The following is a 24,407-nucleotide window of genomic DNA, read 5'->3' on the forward strand; positions in this document are numbered from 1 at the left end:
CGAATTAACGGATCTCAATCATCGGTCGGCCACCGCGCGCGGTCACCAGCTCACCGATTGCCGTCAGCGTGATGCCGAACTCAGCGGCGGTCGCCTGAACGTCGGCTTCGGATTCCGGCGTGACCGCCAGCAGCAGGCCACCGGAGGTTTGCGGATCGCACAGCAGGTTACGCCATGCTTCCGGCATGTCGCCCATCAGGTGACCGTAGCTGGCGAAGTTACGCTGAGTACCGCCCGGCACCGCGCCCTGAGCAATATACTCTTCTACACCCGGCAGCTTCGGCACGTCCTGATACCAGACCTGCGCCTGTACGCCCGCGCCCTGACACACTTCGCTCAGGTGACCCAGCAGGCCAAAACCGGTGACGTCCGTCATCGCCTTCACGCCGTCGATGCTGGCGAAGGCCGCACCCGCGAGGTTCATCTGGCACATGACTTCCGTTGCCAGGCCAATATGCTCTGGTTTCAGCAGAGATTTTTTCTCAGCGGTAGTGAGTACGCCAATGCCCAGCGGTTTGGTGAGGAACAGTTTGCAGCCCGCCTGCGCGGTGCTGTTGCGCTTCACGCGCTCGGTAGGCACCACACCCGTGACGGCCAAGCCGAAAATCGGCTCCGGGGCGTCAATGGAGTGTCCACCGGCCAGCGCAATCCCCGCCTGCTGGCAGGCGAAACGCCCGCCATCAATCACCTCGCGGGCAATTTCTGGAGCGATCGTGTTGATCGGCCAGCCCAGAATGGCGATCGCCATAATCGGCTTGCCGCCCATCGCGAAGATATCGCTGATAGCGTTGGTAGCCGCAATACGCCCGAAATCGAACGGATTGTCGACAATCGGCATAAAGAAATCGGTGGTACTGATAATGCTGGTGCCGTTACCTAAATCATAAACCGCTGCATCGTCACGCGTTTCGTTGCCGACAAGCAGGTTCGGGTCGACAAACTTCGCCTGTTCACTGTGCAGGATGGTTTCCAGCACTTTCGGGGAAATTTTACAACCGCAACCGGCTCCGTGGCTGTATTGCGTTAAACGAATGGTTTGCTCGCTCATGGACATCTCCTGTCATTGCAATCGCGCTATGGTAGCGCTCATTCCATAAAGAGGTAAGTATGACTGTCTGAATTCTGCGGCAGATGCTCAGAATCCAGACAGTTTAGCGCGCGTTATCAGAAACGGCTGACGAAAGGCGTGGTATCCGGCACGCTGATTGTGCTGGAGGCTTTAAGCTGAGGCGTGCCGAGGTAAAGGAAGCCGACGATTTTATCGTGTTCACCGCAGGATAATCCCTCGCGTACAGCGGCGCTTTCAGTCAACGGTCCCGTGCGCCAGATGCCATTGAAGCCTTGCGCGACCGCGGCCATTTGCATCGCCATCACCGCGCAACCGGCAGACATCTCCTGCTCCCAGAGCGGTACTTTATGGTCAGCCTGGCATTTTGCCACCACCGCAATGATCATCGGCGCTCTGAACGGACCGCTGCGCGCTTTTTCAATCCCTTTTTCATCCTGCCCCGCGGCAACCGCACCTTTTTCCAGCAGTGCACTGAAGCGCTCGCGACCTTCACCTTCAATAATAAAGAAGTGCCACGGCTGAAGCGTGCCATGATCCGGCGCGCGCAGACCGGCGCGCAGAATGTTTTCCAGCTGCTCGCCCGCAGGCGCAGGATCGGCCAGACGTGAAGCGCTACGACGGTTAACAAGCAGTTCAAGTGCATCCATTGGTTAACTCCTGTCTTGAAATTTACTCACAAAATTAACACGGCGGCAGATTTTGTTACAGCGCAGCAGGCGATTCCTGCTGACAAGAGGCGGTTGGGTCATTACGATAACCCCACATTACCGTCCAGTGGCGACGGAAACAGTCATTTTCTGGTTAGGGAGAATACATGCGAACCCTTTGGCGAATCTTTGCCGGTTTCTTTAAATGGACGTGGCGACTGCTCAACTTCGTCCGCAACCTGGTGATGAATATCTTCTTCATCTTCCTGGTTCTGGTTTGCGCGGGCGTCTGGATGCACATCAGCAACGCGAATCAGTCGCAGCATTCGACTCGCGGGGCGCTGTTGCTCGACATCACTGGCGTCATTGTTGATAAGCCCTCCACCAGCAATCGTCTGGGCGTGATTGGCCGTCAGCTGTTTGGTGCAACGTCTGACCGTCTGCAGGAAAACTCCCTGTTTGATATCGTTGATACCATTCGTCAGGCCAAAGACGATCGTAACATTACGGGCATCGTGCTGGATCTGAAAGATTTCGCCGGAGCCGATCAACCGTCAATGCAGTACATCGGCAAAGCGCTGCGCGAATTCCGCGACAGCGGCAAGCCGGTGATTGCGGTAGGCGATAGCTACAGCCAGGGGCAATATTATCTGGCCAGCTTTGCGAATAAAATCTGGCTCTCTCCACAGGGCACGGTTGACCTGCATGGTTTTGCGACCAACGGCCTGTACTACAAATCCCTGCTCGACAAGCTGAAAGTCACGACTCACGTTTTCCGCGTCGGCACGTATAAATCCGCCGTTGAACCGTTTATCCGTGATGATATGTCCCCTGCCGCCCGTGAAGCGGACAGCCGCTGGATTGGCGAGCTGTGGCAGAACTATCTGGGCACCGTTGCCGCGAACCGTCAGATCACGAAGGAGCAAGTGTTCCCTGGCGCTCAGGGCGTGCTGGAGGGGCTGCGCAAGGTTGATGGTGATACCGCGAAATATGCGCTCGATAACAAACTGGTCGATGCACTGGGAACCAGCGCGGAGATCGAGAAATCCCTGAGCAAGCAATTTGGCTGGGACAAAGAGGATAAAAACTACAGCGCCATCAGCATGTATGACTACGCAGCGAAGAAACCGGATGACAGCGGTGACAGCGTCGCGGTGGTCTTCGCCAATGGTGCGATTATGGACGGCCAGGAGACGCCGGGGAACGTCGGCGGCGATACTACGGCGTCGCAAATCCGCGATGCGCGTCTTGATCCGAAAGTGAAAGCGATTGTTCTGCGCGTGAACAGCCCTGGCGGTAGCGTCAGCGCCTCCGAAGTGATCCGCGCTGAACTGGCCGCGGCTCGCGCGGCGGGCAAGCCTGTAGTGGTGTCAATGGGTGGAATGGCGGCATCTGGCGGTTACTGGATCTCCACGCCAGCGAACTATATCGTCGCTAACCCAAGCACGCTGACCGGCTCGATTGGTATTTTCGGCGTGATCAACACCGTTGAAAACAGCCTCGATTATCTGGGCGTGCATACCGACGGCGTTGCCACCTCGCCGCTGGCGGATGTGTCGGTCACCAAATCACTGCCGCCGGAAGTCTCGGAGATGATGCAGCTCAGCATTGAGAGCGGCTATAAGCGCTTTATTACTCTGGTCGCAGATTCCCGTAAAAAAACGCCTGAGCAGATTGATCAGATTGCTCAGGGCCACGTCTGGACCGGGCAGGATGCGAAAAGTAATGGCCTGGTAGACAGCCTCGGTGACTTTGATGACGCCGTGAAGAAGGCGGCTGAACTGGCAAAACTCAAGCAGTGGCATGTGGATTATTACCAGGACGAACCGACGTTCTTTGATATGGTGATGGACAGCATGTCCGGCTCCGTGCGCGCCATGCTGCCGGAAGCGCTGCAGGCTTACCTGCCTGCGCCTGTGGCATCCGCCGCAAACGCGATGAAAGCGGAGAGCGATAAACTGGCCGCGTTTAATGATCCACAAAGCCGTTATGCGTTTTGTCTGACCTGCGCAAACGTGCGTTAATACCCGTCCCCTCTTCGCCTGAAGAGGGGATTTTTCTTTGAAGCACAAGAACTCACTATCATGCAGAAGAAATCGATTTATGTAGCCTATACCGGCGGTACTATCGGTATGCAGCGCTCTGAAAACGGCTATATCCCTGTCTCCGGCCACCTGCAGCGCCAGCTTGCGCTAATGCCTGAATTCCACCGCCCAGAGATGCCGGACTTTACCATTCACGAGTATGATCCACTGATGGACTCCTCTGATATGACGCCGGAAGACTGGCAGCATATTGCGGATGATATTAAGGCTAATTACGACCAGTATGACGGTTTCGTGATCCTGCATGGCACCGACACCATGGCGTTCACCGCCTCGGCGCTCTCCTTTATGCTTGAGAACCTGAGCAAACCGGTTATCGTCACGGGCTCGCAAATCCCGCTGGCGGAACTGCGCTCTGATGGTCAGATTAACCTGCTTAACTCCCTGTATGTGGCGGCCAATTATCCGGTTAATGAAGTGTCGTTGTTCTTCAACAATCGACTGTATCGCGGCAACCGTACCACCAAAGCGCATGCCGATGGCTTTGACGCCTTTGCGTCGCCAAACCTTCAGCCGCTGCTGGAAGCGGGTATTCATATTCGTCGTCTGGGAACGCCGCCTGCGCCACACACCGCAGGCGAGCTGATAGTCCACCCGATCACCCCACAGCCAATTGGCGTGGTGACGATTTACCCAGGGATCTCTGCCGACGTGGTGCGTAACTTCCTGCGCCAGCCGGTGAAAGCGCTGATCCTGCGCTCTTACGGCGTGGGTAATGCGCCGCAAAACGGTGAATTCCTGAAAGAGCTGCAGGAAGCGAGCGACCGCGGAATTGTGGTGGTGAATCTGACGCAGTGTATGTCCGGCAAGGTCAATATGGGCGGCTATGCCACCGGGAATGCCCTGGCGCACGCGGGCGTAATCAGCGGATTCGATATGACCGTTGAGGCGACGCTGACTAAACTTCACTATTTACTGAGTCAGGATCTGGACGTTCAGTCCATTCGCAGCGCGATGATGCAAAATCTGCGCGGTGAACTGACCCCGGACGAATAAGGAGTTCTCATGAAGCAACGCGCTCTGTTACTGGTCGATTTACAGAATGATTTTTGTGCGGGCGGTGCGCTGGCCGTCGCCGAAGGTGACAGCACGGTAGACATTGCAAATACGCTGATTGACTGGTGCAAATCACGCGGTGAAGCGGTTGTCGCAAGCCAGGACTGGCACCCGGCGAATCACGGCAGTTTTGCCAGCCAGCACGGCGTTGAGCCCTACAGCCAGGGTGAACTCGACGGGCTGGCGCAAACGTTCTGGCCCGATCACTGCGTGCAGCAGACGGAAGGCGCAGCGCTGCATCCGCTGCTGAATCAGAAAGCCATCGACGCGGTGTTCCATAAAGGCGAAAACCCGGCTATCGATAGCTATAGCGCGTTTTTTGATAACGGGCATCGTCAGAAAACCGCGCTGGATGCGTGGTTACGTCACCATGAAATCACCGAGCTTATCGTGCTCGGACTGGCAACGGATTACTGCGTGAAGTTTACGGTGCTGGATGCGCTTCAGCTTGGCTACAGCGTTAGCGTGATCACCGACGGCTGCCGTGGGGTGAATATTCAGCCGCAGGACAGCGCGCAGGCGTTTATGGATATGGCCTCCTTTGGCGCGACGCTGTACACGCTGGAAGACTGGCTGGAGACGCAGGCGTAACCTTTTAGCCGGGCGGCGGCTGCGCCTTACCCGGCCTTCTTCTTTGGTTTTGTAGGCCGGGTAAGCATCAGCGCCACCCGGCATTTCTTCCTCAATCCCCATAAAGTGAACTCCCTCGCATCTCAGGCGAAGCGGCAATGCTATTCTTTTCAGGCTGTTTTTTCGCCACGCCTTTTCTGTGGCGTGGTTATTTTTATTAAGTCAAAGAGGAACATGTATGAAACGTTTGCCCTTGCTGGCAGCATTACCCTTGCTTTGCGCGTCAGTTGCTTCCGCCAGTACCCTGATGTCCGTGGGCTACTTTAACGGAGGTGGCGATGTCACCGCCGGACCGGGTGGCGATATCAATAAACTCGACGTTCGCCAGATCACCCATCTGAACTACTCGTTTGGTCTTGTTTATAACGATGAGAAAGACGAAACCAACGCCGCGCTGAAAGATCCGGCGAAACTGCACCAAATCTGGCTGTCGCCAAAAGTCGCTTCCGACCTTGCGTTAATTCCTGCCCTGCGCAAACAAAACCCGAACCTTAAAGTGCTGCTTTCCGTGGGTGGCTGGGGCGCGCGAGGTTTCTCTGGCGCGGCAGCAACTAAAGAGACACGCGCCGTGTTTATCCGTTCCGCGCAGGAGATTGTCGAAAAATACGGCCTCGATGGGATCGACCTCGACTGGGAGTATCCGGTCAACGGTGCGTGGGGGTTAGTAGCGAGCACGCCGGCCGATCGGGATAATTTCACCGCGCTGCTGAAAGAGATGCGCGATGCCTTCGGGCAGAAAAAGCTGGTCACCATTGCGGTAGGTGCGAATGCAGAGAGCCCGAAAAGCTGGGTGGATGTGAAAGCGATCGCCCCACTGCTCGATTATATCAACCTGATGACCTACGACATGGCGTACGGCACCCAGTATTTCAATTCCAACCTGTATGATTCCAGCGCCTGGCCGACGGTTGCCGCTGCCGATAAATACAGCGTCGATTTTGTGGTGAATAACTATCTGGCCGCCGGGCTGAAGCCACAGCAGATGAATCTCGGGATTGGTTTCTATGGCCGTGTGCCGAAACGTTCTGTTGAACCGGGTATTGACTGGACGAAACCGGATGCGCAAAAAAATCCTGTCACTCAGCCTTACTTTGGTCCGCAAGAAATTGAACTGTTTAAATCGCTTGGTTATGACCTGACCAAAGATACCTACGTGAAGTACAACGATATTGTGAAAAAGCTGCTGAACGATCCGCAGAAGCGTTTTACCGAACACTGGGACGACCAGGCAAAAGTACCGTGGCTGTCAGTGAACGCTGCCGACGGGAAAGCGCTGTTTGCCCTCTCCTACGAAAACCCGCGCTCTGTGGCTATTAAAGCGGACTACATTAAGGAGAAAGGCCTTGCCGGGGCGATGTTCTGGGAATACGGCGCAGATGACGAAAACCTGCTAGCGAAGCAGCTGGCAGAGTCGCTCGAGATCCCGCACAAGTAGTGAGGCAATCAAGCCCTCTCCCGTGGGAGGGGGCATCAACCCGCGCGGTTATTGCATTTTCATGGTCGCAATCGGCTTCGGCGTAATACCAAAATCTTCTTTCAGCTCGCGCTTGCTCTTCATTACCATCTGACCCTGGGTGTCGATCGTCATGTGCTGTGCGTCAGTATTGTTGCGCGCCTGCCATAACATCACCAGCTGCAGGCTGTTCTCTTTCTGCTCCGCCGTGAGCGCCACACCATCCGGCCATTTTCCCAGTTCAACGGCAGTAACCAGACGCTGATATATTTCCGGTGTCATACCCGTAATCATGTCATCAATATTCATGATCTCTCCCTTTCAAAGGAATAATTTGCTGAATCGTTTTTTCAGCCTTTGGTCTGGTCGCCGTTTTCATCATCGGTGAAGCTCATCGATGCTGAATTGACGCAGAAACGTTCGCCTGTTGGCTGTGGACCATCCGGGAAGACGTGACCGAGGTGTGCGTCACACTTTCCGCAGCGAATTTCGGTGCGCACCATACCGTGCGACGCGTCGGTCAGATAGCGGATTGCGTCATCGCTGACCGGCTCATAAAAGCTCGGCCAGCCACAGCCAGAGTCGTATTTTGTTTGCGAACTAAACAGCGGCGCATCGCACACCAGGCAGTGGTAGACACCGTCCCGCTTGTTGTGCAGCAAACGCCCGGTAAAAGGCGGTTCAGTACCGTGATTCTGCGTCACGTAAAACTGCATTTCTGTGAGGTTTTTTTTCAAATCATCAGGGTTACGTTGGTTCGACATATGCTTACATCTCGCTGTAGAAACAGACATCTTTTAACCCAGATTCTAACAAAACATTAACACCTGCGCGTGCACTTTTGTTCTAAACTTATTTGTCGCGAAAAGGCGGACAGGCAATTGTGATCGGTTTCACATTTTTATCCTGCAAGGCCTTTAAAATTCCGGGCGCAGCCCCCATGTGGTTGCTAGCTCAAAGGGAAAGTGAGGCGAGTCAGTCGCACAAACGTTAGTCACAGGATTGATTTGTCGCAATGATTGACACGATTCCGCTTGACGCTGCGTAAGGTTTTTGTAATTTTACAGGCAACCTTTTATTCACTAACAAATAGCTGGTGGAATATATGACTATCAAAGTAGGTATCAACGGTTTTGGCCGTATCGGCCGTATTGTTTTCCGTGCTGCTCAGAAACGTTCTGACATCGAAATCGTTGGTATCAACGATCTCCTGGACGCTGAATACATGGCGTACATGCTGAAGTACGACTCAACTCACGGTCGTTTCGACGGCACCGTTGAAGTGAAAGACGGCCACCTGGTTGTTAACGGCAAAACCATCCGCGTTACTGCTGAGAAAGACCCAGCTAACCTGAAATGGAACGAAATCGGTGTTGACGTTGTTGCTGAAGCAACCGGTATCTTCCTGACCGACGAAACCGCGCGTAAACACATCACTGCGGGTGCGAAAAAAGTTGTTCTGACTGGTCCTTCCAAAGACAACACCCCAATGTTCGTTCGTGGTGCTAACTTCGAAACTTACGCTGGCCAGGACATCGTTTCTAACGCATCCTGCACCACCAACTGCCTGGCACCGCTGGCTAAAGTTATCAACGACAACTTCGGCATCATCGAAGGTCTGATGACAACTGTTCACGCGACCACTGCGACTCAGAAAACCGTTGACGGCCCGTCTCACAAAGACTGGCGTGGCGGCCGTGGCGCGGCTCAGAACATCATCCCATCCTCTACCGGTGCTGCTAAAGCAGTAGGTAAAGTGCTGCCAGAACTGAATGGCAAACTGACGGGTATGGCGTTCCGCGTTCCAACCCCTAACGTATCCGTTGTTGACCTGACCGTTCGTCTGGAAAAAGCTGCTTCTTATGAAGAAATTAAGAAAGCGATCAAAGCTGCTTCCGAAGGCCCAATGAAAGGCGTTCTGGGTTACACCGAAGACGACGTTGTATCTACCGATTTCAACGGCGAAGTGTGCACTTCTGTGTTCGATGCTAAAGCAGGTATCGCACTGAACGACAACTTCGTTAAACTGGTATCCTGGTACGACAACGAAACCGGTTACTCTAACAAAGTACTGGACCTGATCGCTCACATCTCTAAATAAGTTGAGATGAGAATCTGATCCAAAAAGGCGACTTCGGTCGCCTTTTTTATTGTTTCAAGACAGAGGATTGCTTAATGATTAATAAAATTTTTGCACTTCCGGTAGTCGAACAACTTACCCCTGTGCTCTCCCGCCGTCAGATTGACGGAGCCGACATTATCGTCGTTGACCACCCGCGCGTAAAAGCCTCCGTAGCGCTGAATGGCGCTCACCTGCTCTCCTGGAAACCAGAGGGTGAAGAAGAAGGGCTGTGGCTGAGCGAAGCGACCTCATTCAAAAAAGGGGCAGCAATCCGCGGCGGCGTACCGATCTGCTGGCCGTGGTTTGGCCCGGCTGCGCAGCAGGGTTTGCCTGCTCACGGTTTTGCGCGTAATCAGCAGTGGACGCTGAAAGCACACAACGAAGATGACAACGGCGCAGTGCTGACTTTTGAACTGCAGGCGAACGATGAAACCCGCGCGCTTTGGCCGCATGATTTCACCCTGTATGCCCGTTTCAAGCTGGGTAAAACCTGCGAAATCGAACTTGAAGCCCACGGCGAGTTTGAAACCACTTCCGCCCTGCATACCTACTTTAACGTCGGCGACATCAGTGCGGTAAAAGTGAGCGGCCTTGGCGATACCTTTATCGACAAAGTGGATAACGCGAAGGAAGGGAAACTGAGCGACGGCGTGCAGACGTTCCCGGATCGCACCGATCGCGTCTACCTGCATCCGGAAGCATGCAGCGTGATCCACGACAGCGCCCTCAACCGGGGTATTGAGGTGGTTCACCACCATCACAGTAACGTCGTGGGCTGGAACCCTGGCCCGGCGCTCTCTGTCAGCATGGCGGATGTACCGGACGACGGCTACAAGACGTTTGTCTGCGTGGAAACCGCATGTGTGACTGCGCCGCAGAAAGCGAGTGAAGAGAAACCGTCTCGTTTAGGGCAGACAATTAGCATTGTAAAACGCTAAGACGCCGCTCGCCCTCTCCCCTGTGGGGAGAGGGGATAATCCGTACAGATTTAAACGACATCTAATGGCGTTTTGACTGCAGGGGCCTGAAAAGCCCTGTCCAACAAAAGCAGTTCTTCAGCAGTAAGCGTAATGTCTAATGCCCCCGCGTTTGCTTTTACGTGTTCAATGGATGCCGCTTTCGGAATGGCGATGACGCCTGGATGGCTAATCACCCACGCCAGCAGAATTTGCGCGGCGGTAGCATGATGGCTGCGCGCGATCTCATTGACGACCGGGTGGTTCATCAGCCCTGAACGTAAACACCCGGCCTGTGCAAGTGGGCAGTAAGCCATTACCGGCATCGCCTGCTGCTGGCACCATGGCAGGAGATCGTATTCGATGCCACGCGAAGCAAGATGGTAGAGCACCTGATTGGTCGCGCAGGCAGAACCGCCCTTCACACTCCAGAGCGCCTGCATGTCATCGTAATCCAGATTCGACACCCCCCAGCGCCCGATTTTGCCCTGCTGCTGAAGTTTTTCCATCAGTTCCACGGTTTCAGCCAGCGCGTAATTCCCGCGCCAGTGAAGCAGGTAAAGGTCGATATGATCGGTGCCGAGACGCCGCAGACTCGCTTCACACGCGGCCAGGCCTTTCTGACCACCTGCATTCCACGGGTACACTTTGGACACCAGAAAAACCTTATCACGCTGGCCCTTAATAGCCTCGCCGACCACCTCTTCCGCCCCGCCTTCGGCATACATTTCAGCGGTGTCAATCAACGTCAGCCCCAGGTCAATGCCCGCACGCAGTGCATCTGCCTCGGTTTTACGCAGGCCAGCCTTTTCGCCCATATACCAGGTGCCCTGCCCGATTGCGGGAAGCGGGCGGCTGCCGGAAAATGTTACGGTTTTTACGCTCATCTCACTCTCCTGTTTTGTTGCACCAGGTTAAAGCAAACGGGGCGCAAGCGCCCCGTTATCATGCACAGATTGCACTGTAATAATGCACAATCAGAACTTGTAGGTTACACCCACAGAGAAGATGCCGGACCAGGACTTATCGACCATCGGGCTATCTTTCACTTCATCGCTCAGACGGATATAACGGCCGGTGCCGTAAACGCTCCAGTCACCGAGGAAGTTATAGCTCGCGCTCAGTTCCAGGTACGGGTCCCAGCCGTCATCAGCGCTGTAACTGTTCAGACCACTGTGGCGAGATTCTTTTTTGGATACGCCATAATAGTAGTCGTTATAGTTTTCGCTGCTGTACTGCACACCAATACCTGGTGTCAGCGTCAGCGCCCCGTTGGTGTAGCGATAAAGCCACGCCAGATCCCAGATAAAGCCGTCGTTGTTATCCAGAGTATCGCCCGCCAGTGCGGTACGCAGGAAGCCATACTCGGTGTTGTGGACGTAAGAGAGACCCGCCATCAGTGAGCCTCTGCGCTTGTCAAGCTGGCGAAGCGCATGGCTGTCGCTGTCGCCTGGCTTGAAGTGCGTCGGATCATAGTACGCCATGATCGAGAGCTTATCGGCCGTATCGTTCCACAGATAGTATCCGCCGCCCAGGCCACGGAACCAGAAGTTATCGCCTTCATAGGTGACAACGGGAACGGGATAAACATCGCGGTCATACTGCTTGTACGGGCTATTAATTACGCCAGCGCCCGCGCCAACAGTCCACTGACCTTCCGCTTGTGCGGTGCTAACGGCGGTAGCGGCAAGGATGCCTAATGCCAGAAGTTTGAGTTTGGTCACAATCCATTCTTTCCTGTAGTCAAATAATCAGCGGGTGAAGTGTAACCGCCATTCCCGAACATCCCAAAACTTTTTGCCTGCTAATGAGTTTGATTAACCCGCTATTTTTCACTTTTCAGATGACAGCCCGCTTTCATTTATGTGACTGCAGCATGAAAAACACACTTTCACCTTATAACAACAGTGGATTTTTTTGGATGAGTTATTGATATGTCATTGAAATTAGATTTTCCCGGCATGCAAGTTTTGCAAATGCCATCTACGCTTTAATTTAAGAAGAGATTTTGCAAAACACCCTGCGGTTCTTAGCGTCTGACCTGGCACACAGGTTGCTGCTCTGGCAGTGAGGTGCGAGAAATTCTCTTCCGGGAGCCTCCACTACTCATACGAACGGCTCTTTTCCTGTGCTAAAAAACGAAAGGACGGCATGCCATGAATATATTCGATCACTATCGCCAGCGCTATGAAGCTGCCAAGGACGAAGAGTTCACACTGCAGGAGTTTCTTACCATTTGTCGGCAAGATCGCAGTGCCTATGCCAATGCGGCAGAACGGCTATTGATGGCTATTGGTGAGCCAAACATGGTTGATACTGCCCTGGAACCACGGCTTTCCCGTCTCTTTTCGAATCGGGTGGTTGCCCGATATCCTGCGTTTGAAGAGTTCTATGGCATGGAAGATGCCATTGAGCAGATCGTCTCCTACCTGAAGCATGCCGCTCAGGGCCTGGAAGAGAAGAAACAGATCCTCTATTTGCTGGGACCTGTGGGTGGCGGTAAATCCTCTCTGGCGGAACGCCTGAAAGCCCTGATGCAGCGCGTGCCGATTTATGTGCTGAGTGCGAACGGTGAACGCAGCCCGGTAAATGACCATCCCCTGTGCCTGTTTAATCCGCAGGAAGATGCGCAGATTCTGGATAAAGAGTTTGGCATCCCGCATCGCTATCTCGGTACGATTATGTCGCCGTGGGCCGCGAAACGTCTTCATGAATTTGGTGGGGATATCACCAAATTCCGCGTGGTAAAAGTGTGGCCGTCTATCCTGGAACAGATCGCCATCGCCAAAACAGAACCGGGCGATGAGAACAACCAGGATATTTCGGCGCTGGTTGGTAAAGTCGATATCCGTAAACTGGAACATCACGCGCAAAACGACCCGGATGCGTATGGCTATTCCGGTGCCCTGTGCCGTGCGAACCAGGGGATTATGGAGTTCGTCGAGATGTTTAAAGCGCCAATTAAGGTGCTGCATCCGCTGTTGACCGCCACCCAGGAGGGGAACTACAACGGGACAGAAGGCATCTCTGCCCTGCCGTTTAATGGGATTATCCTGGCGCACTCCAACGAATCTGAGTGGGTGACGTTCCGTAACAATAAAAACAATGAGGCGTTTCTTGACCGTGTTTATATCGTCAAAGTGCCTTATTGCCTGCGGATCTCAGAAGAGATCAAAATTTACGAGAAACTGCTTAACCACAGTGAGCTTATGCATGCGCCCTGCGCGCCTGGCACACTGGAAACACTGTCACGTTTCTCTATCCTGTCGCGTCTGAAAGAGCCGGAAAACTCCAGCATCTACTCAAAAATGCGCGTCTATGATGGCGAAAGTCTGAAAGATACCGATCCAAAAGCGAAGTCATATCAGGAATATCGTGACTACGCCGGGGTCGACGAGGGGATGAATGGTCTTTCCACGCGCTTCGCGTTTAAGATCCTCTCCCGCGTCTTTAACTTCGACCACGCAGAAGTGGCGGCGAACCCGGTTCATCTGTTCTATGTCCTGGAACAGCAGATCGAGCGCGAACAGTTCCCACAGGAGCAGGCTGAACGTTATCTTGAGTTCCTGAAAGGCTACCTGATCCCGAAATATGCCGAGTTCATTGGCAAAGAGATCCAGACGGCCTATCTGGAATCCTATTCGGAATACGGGCAGAACATTTTCGACCGTTATGTCACCTATGCCGACTTCTGGATACAGGATCAGGAGTATCGCGACCCGGATACCGGCCAGCTGTTTGACCGTGAATCCCTGAATGCGGAACTGGAAAAAATCGAGAAGCCTGCCGGGATCAGTAACCCGAAAGACTTCCGTAATGAGATTGTGAACTTCGTCCTGCGCGCCAGAGCGCATAACAACGGACGTAATCCGAACTGGACCAGTTACGAAAAACTGCGCACGGTTATTGAGAAGAAAATGTTCTCGAATACCGAAGAGCTGCTGCCGGTCATTTCGTTTAACGCCAAAACCTCAACCGATGAGCAGAAAAAGCATGACGATTTTGTCGACCGTATGATGGAGAAAGGCTATACCCGCAAACAGGTTCGCCTGCTCTGCGAATGGTATCTGCGCGTGCGTAAATCGTCTTAAAACAAGTGCCCGGTGCGCGAATGCTTACCGGGCCTACAAAATGCAAGTTGGCAAATGCAGTACGGGGGGCATATGACCTGGTTTATTGACCGGCGTCTTAACGGCAAAAACAAGAGCACGGTAAATCGCCAGCGCTTCTTGCGTCGTTATAAAGCGCAAATTAAACAGTCGATCTCCGAGGCCATCAACAAACGCTCGGTAACCGACGTCGACAGCGGCGAATCTGTCTCCATCCCCACGGATGACATCAGCGAACCGATGTTTCATCAGGGGCGTGGCGGGCTTCGCCATCGCGTCCACCCAGGTAATGACCACTTTGTGCAGAATGACCGAATCGAGCGTCCGCAAGGCGGAGGCGGTGGTTCAGGAAGCGGTCAGGGACAGGCCAGTCAGGACGGCGAGGGCCAGGATGAGTTTGTCTTCCAGATTTCCAAAGACGAATATCTCGACCTGCTGTTTGAAGATCTGGCACTGCCGAATCTGAAAAAGAACCAGCACCGCCAGCTTAACGAATATAAAACCCATCGCGCCGGTTATACCGCTAACGGCGTGCCCGCCAATATCAGCGTTGTGCGTTCGCTGCAGAATTCACTGGCGCGCCGCACGGCAATGACGGCCGGCAAACGACGCGAGCTGCGTGAGCTGGAAACCAGCCTGAAAGTGGTGGAAAACACCGAACCGGCGCAACTGCTTGAAGAGGAGCGGCTGCGTAAAGAGATTGCAGAGCTGCGGGCGAAGATTGATCGGGTGCCGTTTATCGACACCTTCGACCTGCGTTATAAGAACTACGAAAAACGTCCTGAGCCTTCCAGCCAGGCCGTGATGTTCTGCCTGATGGACGTTTCGGGTTCGATGGATCAGGCCACTAAAGATATGGCGAAGCGTTTTTACATTCTGCTCTATCTGTTCCTGAGCAGAACGTATAAGAACGTGGAAGTGGTCTATATTCGTCACCATACTCAGGCCAAAGAGGTGGATGAACATGAGTTCTTCTACTCGCAGGAGACCGGTGGGACCATCGTGTCGAGCGCGCTGAAATTAATGGATGAGGTGGTGAAGGCGCGTTACGATCCGGCACAGTGGAACATTTACGCTGCGCAGGCATCGGACGGTGATAACTGGGCGGACGACTCGCCGCTTTGTCATGAGATCCTGGCGAAGAAAATTTTGCCGGTGGTGCGTTATTACAGCTATATCGAAATCACGCGTCGTGCGCACCAGACGCTATGGCGCGAATATGAGCATCTGCAATCGATGTTTGATAACTTTGCGATGCAGCACATTCGCGACCAGGACGACATCTACCCGGTGTTCAGAGAGCTGTTCCACAAGCAATCGTCCACCAGCAATGCCTGACTGAGCAGCCAGCGATCCCGCTGGCTGTTTTTTTAATTGCTGACGTTAATACAGTCGAGGTTTTTAGTAATGAGCATGGTGCAGTTTCGCCCGCCGTGTTTGCCTCTGTACAACGCTATATCGGCCCTTTCCAGCACTTCGCGCAGCGATTCCCCCTGATGAACCCGCGTTAAACCTGACGTAAAGGTAATGCGCAAAGTATGTTCGCCGGACACGGTCTCTGTCCCGGCAATGGTCCGCCGTAAACGTTCGGCTACCGCGCTGGCTTCGCGATCGTTTTTTGCCTGCAGAAGAATGATAAATTCCTCTCCGCCGTAGCGATACACCGACTCCGAACGGCGAACGTTGTCCTCAAGGTGCAGCGCAAGCGAACGCAGTACCGCATCCCCCGTCAGATGGCCGTAATTGTCATTCACCTTTTTGAAATGGTCGATATCAAGCAGCAGCAGGTATAACCCGGCATCATTCTGCCCCATGTTCAGGGAGTCGAAGGATTCATCGAGAATTCTGCGCAAGGGTAAACCCGTCAGCGCATCGTAACTGGTTCTCAGCTGGAGCAAATGCACTTTAAAGCGCGACAACGATTCGGTAAATGCCAGCAACGCAGCTTCAAACGCATCATAAGATGGCGAAGCAACTTCCCGCCGGTCTATGGAGTCCATGATGTCACGGCAGGCCTGGTGAACGCGCTGGTGGCGGGCTGAAATATCGACCAAAAAATGACGGTCATCCCTCTCCTCCTGTAACTGAATATTCAGCCATTGCCCAAACTCACAGCGATGATGCGCGTCATCATGCGTGATTTCGGGTAATTCAACGTCCCGGTTAGTCACATACCGTAATACAGTGACCAGCCATTTAAAATGCGCATCCGTTGAATGATTTAAACCGTTCAGGGTTTCGTCAATATCTCTGAACTTCCTGTTCACAAGCACTCCTGTTATTGAATTGGTCACCAGCAATGATAATAACAAGGGGTATCTTTATATTTGTCAATAAGGCGTATATAACCTTGAGGGTGAATGGCCCGCAGTCGAAATGAAATGTGCTACTGTAAAAGCCCGATATCATCTGCTACAGGTAATACTCGCATGTCTGAAGAGGTAAAAGGCACCGCCACCCACCGGCAGTTAATTTCGCTGTTGTCTGACCAGGGGGCGAAATACCGCGTTGTGGACCACGAACCGGTTGGGAAATGTGAAGCGGTGAGTGAAATTCGCGGTACAGCGCTGGGACAGGGCGCAAAAGCGCTGGTCTGTAAAGTGAAGGGAAACGGTGTAAAAAAACACGTTCTGGCGATCCTGGCCGCCGATCAGCAGGCCGATTTAAGCCAGCTTGCCAGCCATTTTGGCGGACTCAAAGCCTCTCTTGCCAGCCCGGCGGAGGTCGATTCCCTGACCGCCTGCGTGTTTGGCGCTATTCCGCCTTTTAGCTTCCATCCCGATCTTACGCTGGTCGCCGATCCGCTGCTGTTTGCACGTTTTGATGAAATCGCGTTTAACGCCGGTCTGCTGGAAAAATCCGTCATTATGGACACGCAGGATTACCTGCGTATTGCCCGCCCTGAGCTGGTGTCATTCCGGAAAAATTAAACCGCAAGGCTGGCAAATTTGTCAGCCGTTTTTTTCCAGGAACAGCACCGACGCGACCAGAATAATGGCAATGGTAAAAAACGATGAAGAGATAATCAGCGTTTCAAGAAACATTTGATCGTTCATCATGCATACCCTTTTGCTGTGTCTGGTGCTGTTTTATCTCTCGCAAATGACAACGACATGACAGAGATAAGATCCTTTTTTAACAGCTGCCAGCATCCGGTTTTACACGTAAAGTAAGCAGGCTGACTTTTTTCTGGCAAGGATGACTCATGTTTGATCCAACCCTCTTAATACTTATGGGACTCGCGGCGCTGGGCTTTATCAGCCATAACACCACCGTTGCCGTATCCATACTGGTCCTGATTATCGTGCGCGTGACACCGCTGAACACCTTTTTCCCCTGGATTGAAAAGCAGGGCCTGACGGTCGGGATTATCATTCTGACAATCGGCGTGATGGCCCCCATTGCCAGCGGCACATTACCTGCCTCAACGCTGCTGCACTCGTTCGTCAACTGGAAATCGCTGGTTGCTATCGCGGTAGGTATATTCGTCTCCTGGCTCGGCGGGCGAGGTGTCACATTAATGAGTTCCCAGCCGTCGCTGGTCGCCGGATTGCTGGTGGGAACCGTACTGGGCGTGGCCCTCTTCCGGGGTGTGCCGGTTGGCCCGCTCATTGCTGCTGGTCTGGTTTCACTCTTTATTGGGAAGTCATAGACAAACTGGCGACATAGCGAGCAGGGGTTTGCCCTAGCCCCTTTTTGAACATGGTGATAAACGCGGTGGTTGAATCATACCCCAGTGCTTGCGCTACCTGCTGGACTGACTTGCCACCAATCAATAGCTGCAGCGCCACAATCAGTTGCAGCTGATGTCGCCAGCGACGAAAATTTAACCCCGTCTCTTTTACCACCAGCCGTGCCAGGTTGCGCTCGCTCATGGCAAAGTGGCTCGCCCATTGCGCCAGCGTCTGCCAGGCGGCGGGTTCCTCAGCCATTTTCTCGCTCATCAGACGGATTTTGGGATGGGGAGAAACCGGCAACTGTAAATGTTCCTGGGGCTGAAGCGGCAGCTCATCAAACAGGACATCGACCAGACGCGATACCGCGGGCTGGTGCAACTGCTCAGGCGATTTTCCCGCCAGCGAGAGAATCAACTCCCGTACCAGCGGCGAGATTTTTAGCGTACAGCACCGATCCGGCAGAGCGACAGCACCGGGTTCAATAAACAAAAAGCAGAGTTGCGCGCTCGGCGTGGCCTTATTGCTGTGCGGTAGCTGGCCGGGTATCCACACCGCATACTGCGGGGGAACCATCAGCATGGCGTTTTCCACTTCGCAGGTAATCGCGCCCGCCAGAGCCAGAATCAGCTGGCCTTTTCGGTGCTGATGCAAGGGGATGTATTGCTCCTCTGCGACAACGCGAATACGAAACGCCACCGCCGCATCATGTTGACTATCGGGTTCATAGCCATCCAGTCCCAGACCGATCATTAATTTGTCCGATATTAGCGATAAACTGTCATTTTAGCCTGATTTCAACCGCCAGGAAAATCGGTATTGTGTGCGCTCGCTTGAACGTAAGAGATAACAATGACTACTGCTATTCGACCTTCAGGAAAACAAGGCGCGCTGCTGATTGCAGGCATCCTGATGATTGCCACAACGCTTCGCGTCACCTTTACCGGTGCCGCCCCACTCCTCGACACCATTCGCCATGACTATGGCTTAAGCACCGCGCAAACTGGCATGCTGACAACACTGCCGCTGCTGGCCTTTGCATTCATCTCCCCGCTTGCCGCAGGCGTTGCTCGCCGCATGGGTATAGAGCGAAGCCTTTTTGTCTCCCTGCTGCTGATTTGCGCCGGGATTGGCATTCGCTCTATGCCGTCCGCCGCGATGCTGTTTACCGGTACGGCGGTCATTGGCTGCGGTATCGCTCTGGGAAATGTACTGTTACCCGGTTTAATCAAACGAGACTTTCCGGGCCAGGTGGCTAAACTCACGGGAGCCTACTCCCTGACGATGGGAGCAGCGGCAGCATTAGGTTCAGCGCTCATTGTACCGCTGGCTCAGGGTGACGCAGGCTGGCACGGCGCGCTGCTCATGTTGATGGTCTTCCCGATAGTGGCACTGCTGCTCTGGCTGCCGCAATGGCGTCAAACGCCTGCCGCGACGGTGACGGGCGCGGGAACGTTGCACAACCGCGCAATCTGGCGCTCCGCCCTCGCCTGGCAGGTAACCCTCTTTCTGGGCATTAACTCGCTGATTTACTACATCATTATCGGCTGGCTACCGGCAATTTTGCTCAGCCAGGGCTACAGCGAAACGCAGGCAGGCTCCATGCATGGTCTTCTGCAGCTGTCTACCGCTGTACCCGGCCTGGCCGTTCCGTTGATCCTCCATCGGCTTAAAGATCAGCGCGGGATCGCCGGGCTCGTTGCCCTGATGTGTGCCGTCAGCACCGCCGGGTTGTGGTTTGCCCCTGGCCTGGCCGTCATATGGTCGCTGGTGTTTGGCTTTGGCTCCGGAGCCACGATGATCCTCGGCCTGACATTCATCGGCCTGCGCGCCAGCTCTGCGCATCAGGCTGCGGCTCTGTCGGGAATGGCGCAATCAATTGGCTATCTGCTGGCCGCCTGTGGGCCGCCGTTAATGGGGAAAATACACGATACCGCAGGCGACTGGCGTATTCCGCTCATCGTCTGCGGGCTGGCCGCCGTGGTAATGGCCATTTGCGGGATGCTTGCCGGGCGTGACCGGGAGATCACGCTCCGTTAAAGACGATGGCAGACGTTAAAGTCTGCCCTTTTTTATTCGCGCGCCGCGCGCAGCATCGCCTGCACCAGCACAACCGGCCTGCCTTCCAGCGCCGCACGTTCATGCTGGAACAGAGTAATAACGAAGAACGGATGGGTAACCAGCTCCGCGGCACGAATCTCGCCCTGCTCGTCCCAGCCCGTCACTCGCATATCGCCACTTTCAAGCGCCTGCGCAAACGCCGGTGATACGCCGTAATTGCAGTGATATCCCTCTTCAATTTCGGGTTTGCCGTAAGCTCTGGCGATCAGCGTATTGTTACGCAACTCAATGACGTCGGTTTTTTCCACCAGCGAGCAGGCCAGTGGTGTAATAACCAGGGTGCCTTCAGTGTCGGTTTCAGCATGCCCTGCATCATGCCAGCCCAGCACATTGCGGGCGTACTCAATCAGCGCATGCTGGAATCCACCGCAGGTCCCCAGGAAAGGAATACCGTTTTCACGGGCATAGCGTGCGGCAATAAAGGCCGCCGCGGCGTTTTTATAGGGGCTTGCAGGAACCAGCCAGATGGCATCGTAACCCACCAGATCTTCGGGACTGGTTAGCTCGGTCGTGGCAAGCCAGTCATAATCAGCAGTGAGATCCAGTACAGCAGCGGCGTCGTCAATGGCCAGCGGGATCGCCTTGTGCGCAACTACATCGGGATTGTAATCACCCACCAGCGCAATGCGCAGCGTCGTTTTAACCGGGGAGAGTTCCATGAAAGGTTCCTTATGCCAGAATATTATCAGACAACATAAGGAACCTCAGACTACCGATCTTCTGCAATTATCACAATACCTTAAATTGGGTGGGTAAAAACGAAGTGCTATAGTAACCAGGCTAAGGAGGGAAAATGATTCAATGCAAACGCGTATATGAACAGGCAAGTCCTGATGACGGATACCGTGTCCTGGTGGACAGGCTATGGCCGCGAGGGATGAAAAAAACCGATCTCATCTTCGATGAGTGGTGCAAAGTGCTGACGCCGTCCAGCGAACTGCGCAAAGCCTTGCATAGCGAGACGATCGATTTTACGACCTTCAGCAAGGCGTACCGGGACGAGCTGGCGCAGCAGCAGGAGGAAGGGAGACGTCTTGCTGAACGCGCTAAAAAGCAGACCGTAACGCTACTTTATGGCGCGAAAGACACGCAGCAGAACCACGCGCGGGTATTAGCTGACTGGTTGCGCCATTTGTAATCAAGACAGCATCATTTCGTCGAGCGTTTGTGACGCCTCGTCCGGTGAAATCGGCATCAAATGTTCCGGGCGAACAAAGGCAAAACCATGCTGATTATCAAACGCGTAAACGTCCCCTGTTACCAGCCACAGCGCACGATCTGCCGTGACGGGCAACTGAGTCATTACGCCATTCACCGGGTTAACAAAACGCAGGCCAGGCTGGCAAAGACCAAACAACTCTACAGATTTACCGATGTTACGACGGCCTGCCGTCGTGCGGGCACCAATGATCATTGCCAGGCTGCCCGGTTTTAACTGAAACATACTTCTCTCGCGGTAAGTAACGCCAGAAACTGGCTAAGAATAATCCTAAAGAGAAGTGTATCGCAGTCTCTGTATCGCTGTCACCTGGCAGGTTGTGGATGATCGCGGCGATAGAGATCCCATTCATCAATCACTTCACCACCGGGCAATTTGCACTCAGTGCGAACACCCTGCGGGCTTTGAATGGGGATTTGCTCTCCCCCTTTCTCAAGGCAATAGACCGATGCAGGGTTTGCCATACCGAGCTGTGGGGGCGCTGGCGCATCGGGTGGTGTTTTCGTTGTTGTGCATGCGGCAAGCGGTAGTGCCAGCACGAGTAACAGATATCTCATTGCGTTGCTCCTTTAAAAATCCTGTAACCCTTAGGGTAACGGCTCATCAGTGCTTTCTCCATGTTTTCTCCATTAATCCTGCACTTTTCAACACTATAGTGTGCTTGTTCTCGATTTGACCAGAGAACATCATTCCGTAATCAAGATGTTTTTGCCCCGTCTCAACAACGGGGCTTTTTTTGCTTCTCTGCCAGCCCCCTGCAGGCAGCGCTATATAGCGGGCAAAAAAGGAAAAATCAAAACACGCTTTCTCACGGCGGATTAACCCCGTACACTTTACGACATTACGTAAACCGAAACAGGTGATGGCATGAGAACAGGAATCCTCTTCCCGGTCGTTATTTTTATAACGGCACTGGTTTTTTTGGCATGGTTTTTCATTGGCGGTTACGCCGCGCCAGGGGCATAAATGAGAAAAACAACCCTCATTATGTTGATAGTGGCTATCGTGGCTGTTGCCGGTACACAGCTGGGCTGGTGGTAATACCCCAATGTAAAAAGGCTGCCTTCAGGCAGCCTTTTTCAATGCATATCAGGTTTAGCTTTTGATTTTTCTGTAGATAAACAGAACGACCAGGGCACCGATCACTGCGACAGCAAAGCTGCCAAAGTTGAAGCCATCGACTTTGCCAAATCCGAACAAGGTACTGATCCAACCGCCGACAACGGCACCGACAATCCCCAGAATGATGGTTACGATAAATCCGCCACCGTCTTTACCTGGCATAATCCACTTCGCCAGAATCCCCGCAATCAGCCCAAAGATAATCCAGGATAAAATTCCCATAGCTTTCCTCTCCGTATGGTTTTTGTCATTAAATCAACGACACAGAAAAGGATAGCACAGGATCACAGAAAGGAAATTCGTGATGAAGATCACGTCACTGACTTGCTCACTTTTAAAACAAAAAAAATCACGTTCCACAATAAATGTAGGGTTGCATCTTTTATTGAGAAAGATTATCTTTCTCAATACTGAATAGTTGAGCAAAATACTCAGGTATTCAGTACGACATTGCTCACATTGCTTCCAGTATTTCTTGCCCACTTTTTAGTGGGCTTTTTTTTGGAGGTTACTCCCCCATTATGGTCAGGGTTGTACCTTCAACAGCCTGTGGTAAGATCCGTGAGGTTCAAGGAGCAGACAGGAACCAGGAAATGAAAAAGAATGTTGCTGTTGCAGTTATTTCATCCTTCCTTGTTATCCTTTCTCTTTATGCGGTTAATGCCATCATTATTGAGCAACAAAAGAATAAGCAGCTCGAGATATCCACCACACTTTTGCATTATTCAGAAAACTTATCGCTCAGTTTGGCGACAGCCCTCAAAGAGATGACTGCTCAGGGATGTAGTAACACCAGCCTGAATCACTACAGAACGTTAAAGCGCGACAATCTCTATTTTGATGACATCGGCTTCATTGAAAACGGGAAAATAGCCTGTACGGCCTTTTGGGGCAAACTGGCAACACCCGTCGCCCTTCCTTCTGAATTACATAAAACGCCACAGGGATTTATTTTAGCGCAGTTCCCCCCATACGGTTTTTTCACCGGCAATGCGGCTATATATAATAATGTCATAATCTTCACGTCCCGCTATGCATATGACAAATTTACACCAGTCACGGAAAACTACTCACTCAGTTCAACAACGAAAGATCATGGCAGAACGTTTTTTTCTGTCTCCCCTGCTCCGGATAAACACAACTGGCGGCATTCAACCTTATTTACGTTAACTATCACGCAGTGCAGCTCAAGATGGGATTTATGCGTTATAGTGAAACACTATGGCGCGGGTCTCGCATCCTTATCCTCTGTGGTCTTTATTGTGCTGTCAGCCATTCTGGCTCTCATCGGAACAGCGCTCGCGCTTTTTTCCATCAGACTCTACGAAGACCGTTTTTCGCTGGAGCGAACGTTGGTCAGGGCGGTCAAAAGCAATACGATCGGCATAAATTATCAGCCCGTTATTCGCATTGCTGATAAAAAAATTGTCGGTGTTGAAGTCCTGTCGAGATGGCGTGATGCGAACCATATGAATGTCTCCCCTGAACTTTTCATCCCTCTCATTAAGAAAATTGGGCTCTATAAAACGTATTACGTTAACGTCATTAAAAAATCCCTTGCTGAAATAGCCCCGCTGACAATTAAGCATCAATTGATGGTGTCGTTAAATGTTGGCAGAACAGAGATTGAGGACGGGCAATTTATCAATCTTTTACGCCGGGAATGTTTACTGAACAATATTCCTCTGTCACTGATAAAAATTGAATTATCTGAAAACGCTGTCGCCAGCGCAGGTATCCTCGAAGAGTTTTGTCAGGAGTTAACGCTCATTGGCGTTAAGGTGTCGATAGATGATTTTGGTGTACAAAATTCAAACCTGGCGAGGCTAACCAACCTCGAATACGATGAAATTAAAATAGACAAATCTCTGGTTGATGGCATCAGCGAGCACTATAAACAGGATATCTTTGTCATCTTTTGTGATGCCCTGGCGAAGATGAACAAAACGCTTGTTTTTGAGGGTGTCGAGAATGAAACGCAGTATAACTTTATCGCCGAAAGGTATCCTGACGCCCTGATTCAGGGTTGGTATTTCTCAAAATCACTGAGCCGCAGCGACCTCGCTAAAATGCTTGCGGGTTTAGTGCATTGACTCCCGTTAGTATCATCACGTTTCCCCGGTT

The 24,407-nt window shown here is 52.8% G+C and carries 28 protein-coding genes; 15 read left to right on the top strand and 13 right to left on the bottom strand.

The genetic code is table 11. The features are described 5' to 3' along the window. Nucleotides 1-4: 4 nt before the first annotated feature. Together selD and ABGB15_RS12500 are read right to left on the bottom strand one after the other, a co-directional pair. Nucleotides 5-1,048, bottom strand: a complete 1,044-nt coding sequence (gene selD / locus ABGB15_RS12495) for a selenide, water dikinase SelD (RefSeq protein ID WP_215723162.1) — start codon at nucleotides 1,046-1,048, stop codon at nucleotides 5-7. A 116-nt stretch (nucleotides 1,049-1,164) separates the two neighbouring features. Further along, entirely contained in the window at nucleotides 1,165-1,716 is a 552-nt protein-coding gene (locus ABGB15_RS12500; protein ID WP_152084268.1) for an NAD(P)H nitroreductase, read from the bottom strand. A gap of 167 nt (nucleotides 1,717-1,883) precedes the next feature. On the opposite strand from ABGB15_RS12500, the gene sppA reads away from it, so the two are divergent. From sppA to ABGB15_RS12520, 4 genes are all read left to right on the top strand, one after another. Further along, a complete protein-coding gene (gene sppA / locus ABGB15_RS12505) occupies nucleotides 1,884-3,740 on the top strand; it encodes a signal peptide peptidase SppA (protein ID WP_215723161.1) in 1,857 nt (618 codons plus the stop codon). A gap of 60 nt (nucleotides 3,741-3,800) precedes the next feature. Further along, a complete protein-coding gene (ansA, locus tag ABGB15_RS12510; protein WP_215723160.1) occupies nucleotides 3,801-4,817 on the top strand; it encodes an asparaginase in 1,017 nt (338 codons plus the stop codon). 9 nt (nucleotides 4,818-4,826) lie between these two features. After that, nucleotides 4,827-5,468 carry a bifunctional nicotinamidase/pyrazinamidase gene (gene pncA, locus ABGB15_RS12515; RefSeq protein WP_215723159.1) on the top strand — a complete coding sequence of 214 codons (642 nt, stop codon included), beginning with the start codon at nucleotides 4,827-4,829 and terminating at the stop codon, nucleotides 5,466-5,468. 217 nt (nucleotides 5,469-5,685) lie between these two features. Beyond that, on the top strand, nucleotides 5,686-6,942 hold the full coding sequence (locus tag ABGB15_RS12520; protein ID WP_152084264.1) for a glycoside hydrolase family 18 protein: 1,257 nt from the start codon (nucleotides 5,686-5,688) through the stop codon (nucleotides 6,940-6,942). Between the two features lie 48 nt (nucleotides 6,943-6,990). Here ABGB15_RS12520 and ABGB15_RS12525 read toward each other — a convergent pair whose 3' ends face one another. Together ABGB15_RS12525 and msrB are read right to left on the bottom strand one after the other, a co-directional pair. Then, on the bottom strand, nucleotides 6,991-7,269 hold the full coding sequence (locus ABGB15_RS12525) for a YeaC family protein (protein ID WP_152084263.1): 279 nt from the start codon (nucleotides 7,267-7,269) through the stop codon (nucleotides 6,991-6,993). Nucleotides 7,270-7,310: 41 nt separating this feature from the next. Continuing rightward, nucleotides 7,311-7,724 carry a peptide-methionine (R)-S-oxide reductase MsrB gene (msrB, locus tag ABGB15_RS12530; RefSeq protein ID WP_152084262.1) on the bottom strand — a complete coding sequence of 138 codons (414 nt, stop codon included), beginning with the start codon at nucleotides 7,722-7,724 and terminating at the stop codon, nucleotides 7,311-7,313. Nucleotides 7,725-8,065: 341 nt separating this feature from the next. Between msrB and gapA the strand changes: the two genes are divergently transcribed. Further along, a complete protein-coding gene (gene gapA, locus ABGB15_RS12535; RefSeq protein ID WP_006809136.1) occupies nucleotides 8,066-9,061 on the top strand; it encodes a glyceraldehyde-3-phosphate dehydrogenase in 996 nt (331 codons plus the stop codon). A gap of 74 nt (nucleotides 9,062-9,135) precedes the next feature. After that, entirely contained in the window at nucleotides 9,136-10,020 is an 885-nt protein-coding gene (locus ABGB15_RS12540; protein WP_152084261.1) for a D-hexose-6-phosphate mutarotase, read from the top strand. Between the two features lie 50 nt (nucleotides 10,021-10,070). Here ABGB15_RS12540 and ABGB15_RS12545 read toward each other — a convergent pair whose 3' ends face one another. Both ABGB15_RS12545 and ABGB15_RS12550 read right to left on the bottom strand, forming a co-directional pair. Continuing rightward, nucleotides 10,071-10,925, bottom strand: coding sequence for an aldo/keto reductase (locus ABGB15_RS12545; protein WP_215722887.1), 855 nt, complete (start codon nucleotides 10,923-10,925; stop codon nucleotides 10,071-10,073). Nucleotides 10,926-11,015: 90 nt separating this feature from the next. Further along, nucleotides 11,016-11,762: a MipA/OmpV family protein gene (locus tag ABGB15_RS12550; protein WP_215722888.1), complete on the bottom strand. Its 747-nt coding sequence runs from the start codon at nucleotides 11,760-11,762 to the stop codon at nucleotides 11,016-11,018. Between the two features lie 432 nt (nucleotides 11,763-12,194). On the opposite strand from ABGB15_RS12550, the gene yeaG reads away from it, so the two are divergent. Continuing rightward, nucleotides 12,195-14,129 (top strand): protein kinase YeaG, encoded by a 1,935-nt coding sequence (gene yeaG, locus ABGB15_RS12555; RefSeq protein WP_063449019.1) that lies wholly within the window; start codon nucleotides 12,195-12,197, stop codon nucleotides 14,127-14,129. Between the two features lie 72 nt (nucleotides 14,130-14,201). Beyond that, nucleotides 14,202-15,485 (top strand): YeaH/YhbH family protein, encoded by a 1,284-nt coding sequence (locus tag ABGB15_RS12560; RefSeq protein ID WP_152084258.1) that lies wholly within the window; start codon nucleotides 14,202-14,204, stop codon nucleotides 15,483-15,485. 32 nt (nucleotides 15,486-15,517) lie between these two features. On the opposite strand, the gene ABGB15_RS12565 is transcribed toward ABGB15_RS12560, so the two are convergent. Then, nucleotides 15,518-16,414, bottom strand: a complete 897-nt coding sequence (locus ABGB15_RS12565) for a diguanylate cyclase (protein WP_152084257.1) — start codon at nucleotides 16,412-16,414, stop codon at nucleotides 15,518-15,520. Between the two features lie 162 nt (nucleotides 16,415-16,576). Here ABGB15_RS12565 and ABGB15_RS12570 point away from each other — a divergent pair, with 162 nt between their 5' ends. Continuing rightward, nucleotides 16,577-17,077, top strand: a complete 501-nt coding sequence (locus ABGB15_RS12570) for a YbaK/prolyl-tRNA synthetase associated domain-containing protein (RefSeq protein ID WP_215722889.1) — start codon at nucleotides 16,577-16,579, stop codon at nucleotides 17,075-17,077. A gap of 21 nt (nucleotides 17,078-17,098) precedes the next feature. Here the strand turns inward: ABGB15_RS12570 and yoaI are convergent, their stop codons facing one another. Continuing rightward, the gene (gene yoaI, locus ABGB15_RS12575) at nucleotides 17,099-17,203 is read right to left on the bottom strand and encodes a small membrane protein YoaI (protein ID WP_225903495.1); all 105 of its coding nucleotides are present in this window, start codon (nucleotides 17,201-17,203) and stop codon (nucleotides 17,099-17,101) included. 149 nt (nucleotides 17,204-17,352) lie between these two features. On the opposite strand from yoaI, the gene ABGB15_RS12580 reads away from it, so the two are divergent. Beyond that, nucleotides 17,353-17,799: a DUF441 domain-containing protein gene (locus ABGB15_RS12580; RefSeq protein ID WP_014069842.1), complete on the top strand. Its 447-nt coding sequence runs from the start codon at nucleotides 17,353-17,355 to the stop codon at nucleotides 17,797-17,799. Here ABGB15_RS12580 and ABGB15_RS12585 read toward each other — a convergent pair. Beyond that, a complete protein-coding gene (locus ABGB15_RS12585) occupies nucleotides 17,783-18,574 on the bottom strand; it encodes a helix-turn-helix transcriptional regulator (protein ID WP_215722890.1) in 792 nt (263 codons plus the stop codon). The genes ABGB15_RS12580 and ABGB15_RS12585 overlap by 17 nt on opposite strands. Nucleotides 18,575-18,673: 99 nt before the next feature. Between ABGB15_RS12585 and ABGB15_RS12590 the strand changes: the two genes are divergently transcribed. Further along, entirely contained in the window at nucleotides 18,674-19,861 is a 1,188-nt protein-coding gene (locus ABGB15_RS12590) for a CynX/NimT family MFS transporter (protein ID WP_215722891.1), read from the top strand. 32 nt (nucleotides 19,862-19,893) lie between these two features. On the opposite strand, the gene ABGB15_RS12595 is transcribed toward ABGB15_RS12590, so the two are convergent. Then, complete coding sequence (locus ABGB15_RS12595; RefSeq protein WP_215722892.1) at nucleotides 19,894-20,601, bottom strand: CTP synthase; 708 nt, start codon at nucleotides 20,599-20,601, stop codon at nucleotides 19,894-19,896. 134 nt (nucleotides 20,602-20,735) lie between these two features. Between ABGB15_RS12595 and ABGB15_RS12600 the strand changes: the two genes are divergently transcribed. Continuing rightward, nucleotides 20,736-21,080: a DUF488 domain-containing protein gene (locus ABGB15_RS12600; RefSeq protein ID WP_152084252.1), complete on the top strand. Its 345-nt coding sequence runs from the start codon at nucleotides 20,736-20,738 to the stop codon at nucleotides 21,078-21,080. Here ABGB15_RS12600 and ABGB15_RS12605 read toward each other — a convergent pair whose 3' ends face one another. Both ABGB15_RS12605 and ABGB15_RS12610 read right to left on the bottom strand, forming a co-directional pair. Further along, nucleotides 21,081-21,386 carry a hypothetical protein gene (locus tag ABGB15_RS12605; RefSeq protein ID WP_152084251.1) on the bottom strand — a complete coding sequence of 102 codons (306 nt, stop codon included), beginning with the start codon at nucleotides 21,384-21,386 and terminating at the stop codon, nucleotides 21,081-21,083. 80 nt (nucleotides 21,387-21,466) lie between these two features. Further along, entirely contained in the window at nucleotides 21,467-21,718 is a 252-nt protein-coding gene (locus ABGB15_RS12610) for a DUF333 domain-containing protein (protein WP_152084250.1), read from the bottom strand. A gap of 310 nt (nucleotides 21,719-22,028) precedes the next feature. Here ABGB15_RS12610 and ABGB15_RS12615 point away from each other — a divergent pair, with 310 nt between their 5' ends. Continuing rightward, nucleotides 22,029-22,127, top strand: a complete 99-nt coding sequence (locus ABGB15_RS12615) for a YoaK family small membrane protein (RefSeq protein WP_152084249.1) — start codon at nucleotides 22,029-22,031, stop codon at nucleotides 22,125-22,127. Beyond that, a complete protein-coding gene (gene yoaJ / locus ABGB15_RS12620) occupies nucleotides 22,128-22,202 on the top strand; it encodes a protein YoaJ (RefSeq protein WP_071785224.1) in 75 nt (24 codons plus the stop codon). Nucleotides 22,203-22,256: 54 nt separating this feature from the next. Here the strand turns inward: yoaJ and ABGB15_RS12625 are convergent, their stop codons facing one another. Beyond that, the gene (locus ABGB15_RS12625; RefSeq protein WP_028012758.1) at nucleotides 22,257-22,505 is read right to left on the bottom strand and encodes a GlsB/YeaQ/YmgE family stress response membrane protein; all 249 of its coding nucleotides are present in this window, start codon (nucleotides 22,503-22,505) and stop codon (nucleotides 22,257-22,259) included. Between the two features lie 371 nt (nucleotides 22,506-22,876). Here ABGB15_RS12625 and ABGB15_RS12630 point away from each other — a divergent pair, with 371 nt between their 5' ends. After that, nucleotides 22,877-24,376: a cyclic diguanylate phosphodiesterase gene (locus tag ABGB15_RS12630; RefSeq protein ID WP_215722893.1), complete on the top strand. Its 1,500-nt coding sequence runs from the start codon at nucleotides 22,877-22,879 to the stop codon at nucleotides 24,374-24,376. Nucleotides 24,377-24,407: the final 31 nt, after the last annotated feature.

It is taken from the genome of Enterobacter sp. MALB-1, assembly GCF_041021625.1.
Taxonomy (GTDB): domain Bacteria; phylum Pseudomonadota; class Gammaproteobacteria; order Enterobacterales; family Enterobacteriaceae; genus Enterobacter; species Enterobacter oligotrophicus.

Excerpts from the sequence above, each read along its gene's own strand:
- selD (WP_215723162.1), bottom strand. The coding sequence starts at position 1,048 with ATGAGCGAGCAAACCATTCGTTTAACGCAATACAGCCACGGAGCCGGT.
- ABGB15_RS12500 (WP_152084268.1), bottom strand. The coding sequence starts at position 1,716 with ATGGATGCACTTGAACTGCTTGTTAACCGTCGTAGCGCTTCACGTCTG.
- sppA (WP_215723161.1), top strand. The coding sequence starts at position 1,884 with ATGCGAACCCTTTGGCGAATCTTTGCCGGTTTCTTTAAATGGACGTGG.
- ansA (WP_215723160.1), top strand. The coding sequence starts at position 3,801 with ATGCAGAAGAAATCGATTTATGTAGCCTATACCGGCGGTACTATCGGT.
- pncA (WP_215723159.1), top strand. The coding sequence starts at position 4,827 with ATGAAGCAACGCGCTCTGTTACTGGTCGATTTACAGAATGATTTTTGT.
- ABGB15_RS12520 (WP_152084264.1), top strand. The coding sequence starts at position 5,686 with ATGAAACGTTTGCCCTTGCTGGCAGCATTACCCTTGCTTTGCGCGTCA.
- ABGB15_RS12525 (WP_152084263.1), bottom strand. The coding sequence starts at position 7,269 with ATGAATATTGATGACATGATTACGGGTATGACACCGGAAATATATCAG.
- msrB (WP_152084262.1), bottom strand. The coding sequence starts at position 7,724 with ATGTCGAACCAACGTAACCCTGATGATTTGAAAAAAAACCTCACAGAA.
- gapA (WP_006809136.1), top strand. The coding sequence starts at position 8,066 with ATGACTATCAAAGTAGGTATCAACGGTTTTGGCCGTATCGGCCGTATT.
- ABGB15_RS12540 (WP_152084261.1), top strand. The coding sequence starts at position 9,136 with ATGATTAATAAAATTTTTGCACTTCCGGTAGTCGAACAACTTACCCCT.
- ABGB15_RS12545 (WP_215722887.1), bottom strand. The coding sequence starts at position 10,925 with ATGAGCGTAAAAACCGTAACATTTTCCGGCAGCCGCCCGCTTCCCGCA.
- yeaG (WP_063449019.1), top strand. The coding sequence starts at position 12,195 with ATGAATATATTCGATCACTATCGCCAGCGCTATGAAGCTGCCAAGGAC.
- ABGB15_RS12560 (WP_152084258.1), top strand. The coding sequence starts at position 14,202 with ATGACCTGGTTTATTGACCGGCGTCTTAACGGCAAAAACAAGAGCACG.
- ABGB15_RS12570 (WP_215722889.1), top strand. The coding sequence starts at position 16,577 with ATGTCTGAAGAGGTAAAAGGCACCGCCACCCACCGGCAGTTAATTTCG.
- yoaI (WP_225903495.1), bottom strand. The coding sequence starts at position 17,203 with ATGAACGATCAAATGTTTCTTGAAACGCTGATTATCTCTTCATCGTTT.
- ABGB15_RS12580 (WP_014069842.1), top strand. The coding sequence starts at position 17,353 with ATGTTTGATCCAACCCTCTTAATACTTATGGGACTCGCGGCGCTGGGC.
- ABGB15_RS12585 (WP_215722890.1), bottom strand. The coding sequence starts at position 18,574 with ATGATCGGTCTGGGACTGGATGGCTATGAACCCGATAGTCAACATGAT.
- ABGB15_RS12590 (WP_215722891.1), top strand. The coding sequence starts at position 18,674 with ATGACTACTGCTATTCGACCTTCAGGAAAACAAGGCGCGCTGCTGATT.
- ABGB15_RS12595 (WP_215722892.1), bottom strand. The coding sequence starts at position 20,601 with ATGGAACTCTCCCCGGTTAAAACGACGCTGCGCATTGCGCTGGTGGGT.
- ABGB15_RS12600 (WP_152084252.1), top strand. The coding sequence starts at position 20,736 with ATGATTCAATGCAAACGCGTATATGAACAGGCAAGTCCTGATGACGGA.
- ABGB15_RS12605 (WP_152084251.1), bottom strand. The coding sequence starts at position 21,386 with ATGTTTCAGTTAAAACCGGGCAGCCTGGCAATGATCATTGGTGCCCGC.
- ABGB15_RS12610 (WP_152084250.1), bottom strand. The coding sequence starts at position 21,718 with ATGAGATATCTGTTACTCGTGCTGGCACTACCGCTTGCCGCATGCACA.
- ABGB15_RS12615 (WP_152084249.1), top strand. The coding sequence starts at position 22,029 with ATGAGAACAGGAATCCTCTTCCCGGTCGTTATTTTTATAACGGCACTG.
- ABGB15_RS12625 (WP_028012758.1), bottom strand. The coding sequence starts at position 22,505 with ATGGGAATTTTATCCTGGATTATCTTTGGGCTGATTGCGGGGATTCTG.
- ABGB15_RS12630 (WP_215722893.1), top strand. The coding sequence starts at position 22,877 with ATGAAAAAGAATGTTGCTGTTGCAGTTATTTCATCCTTCCTTGTTATC.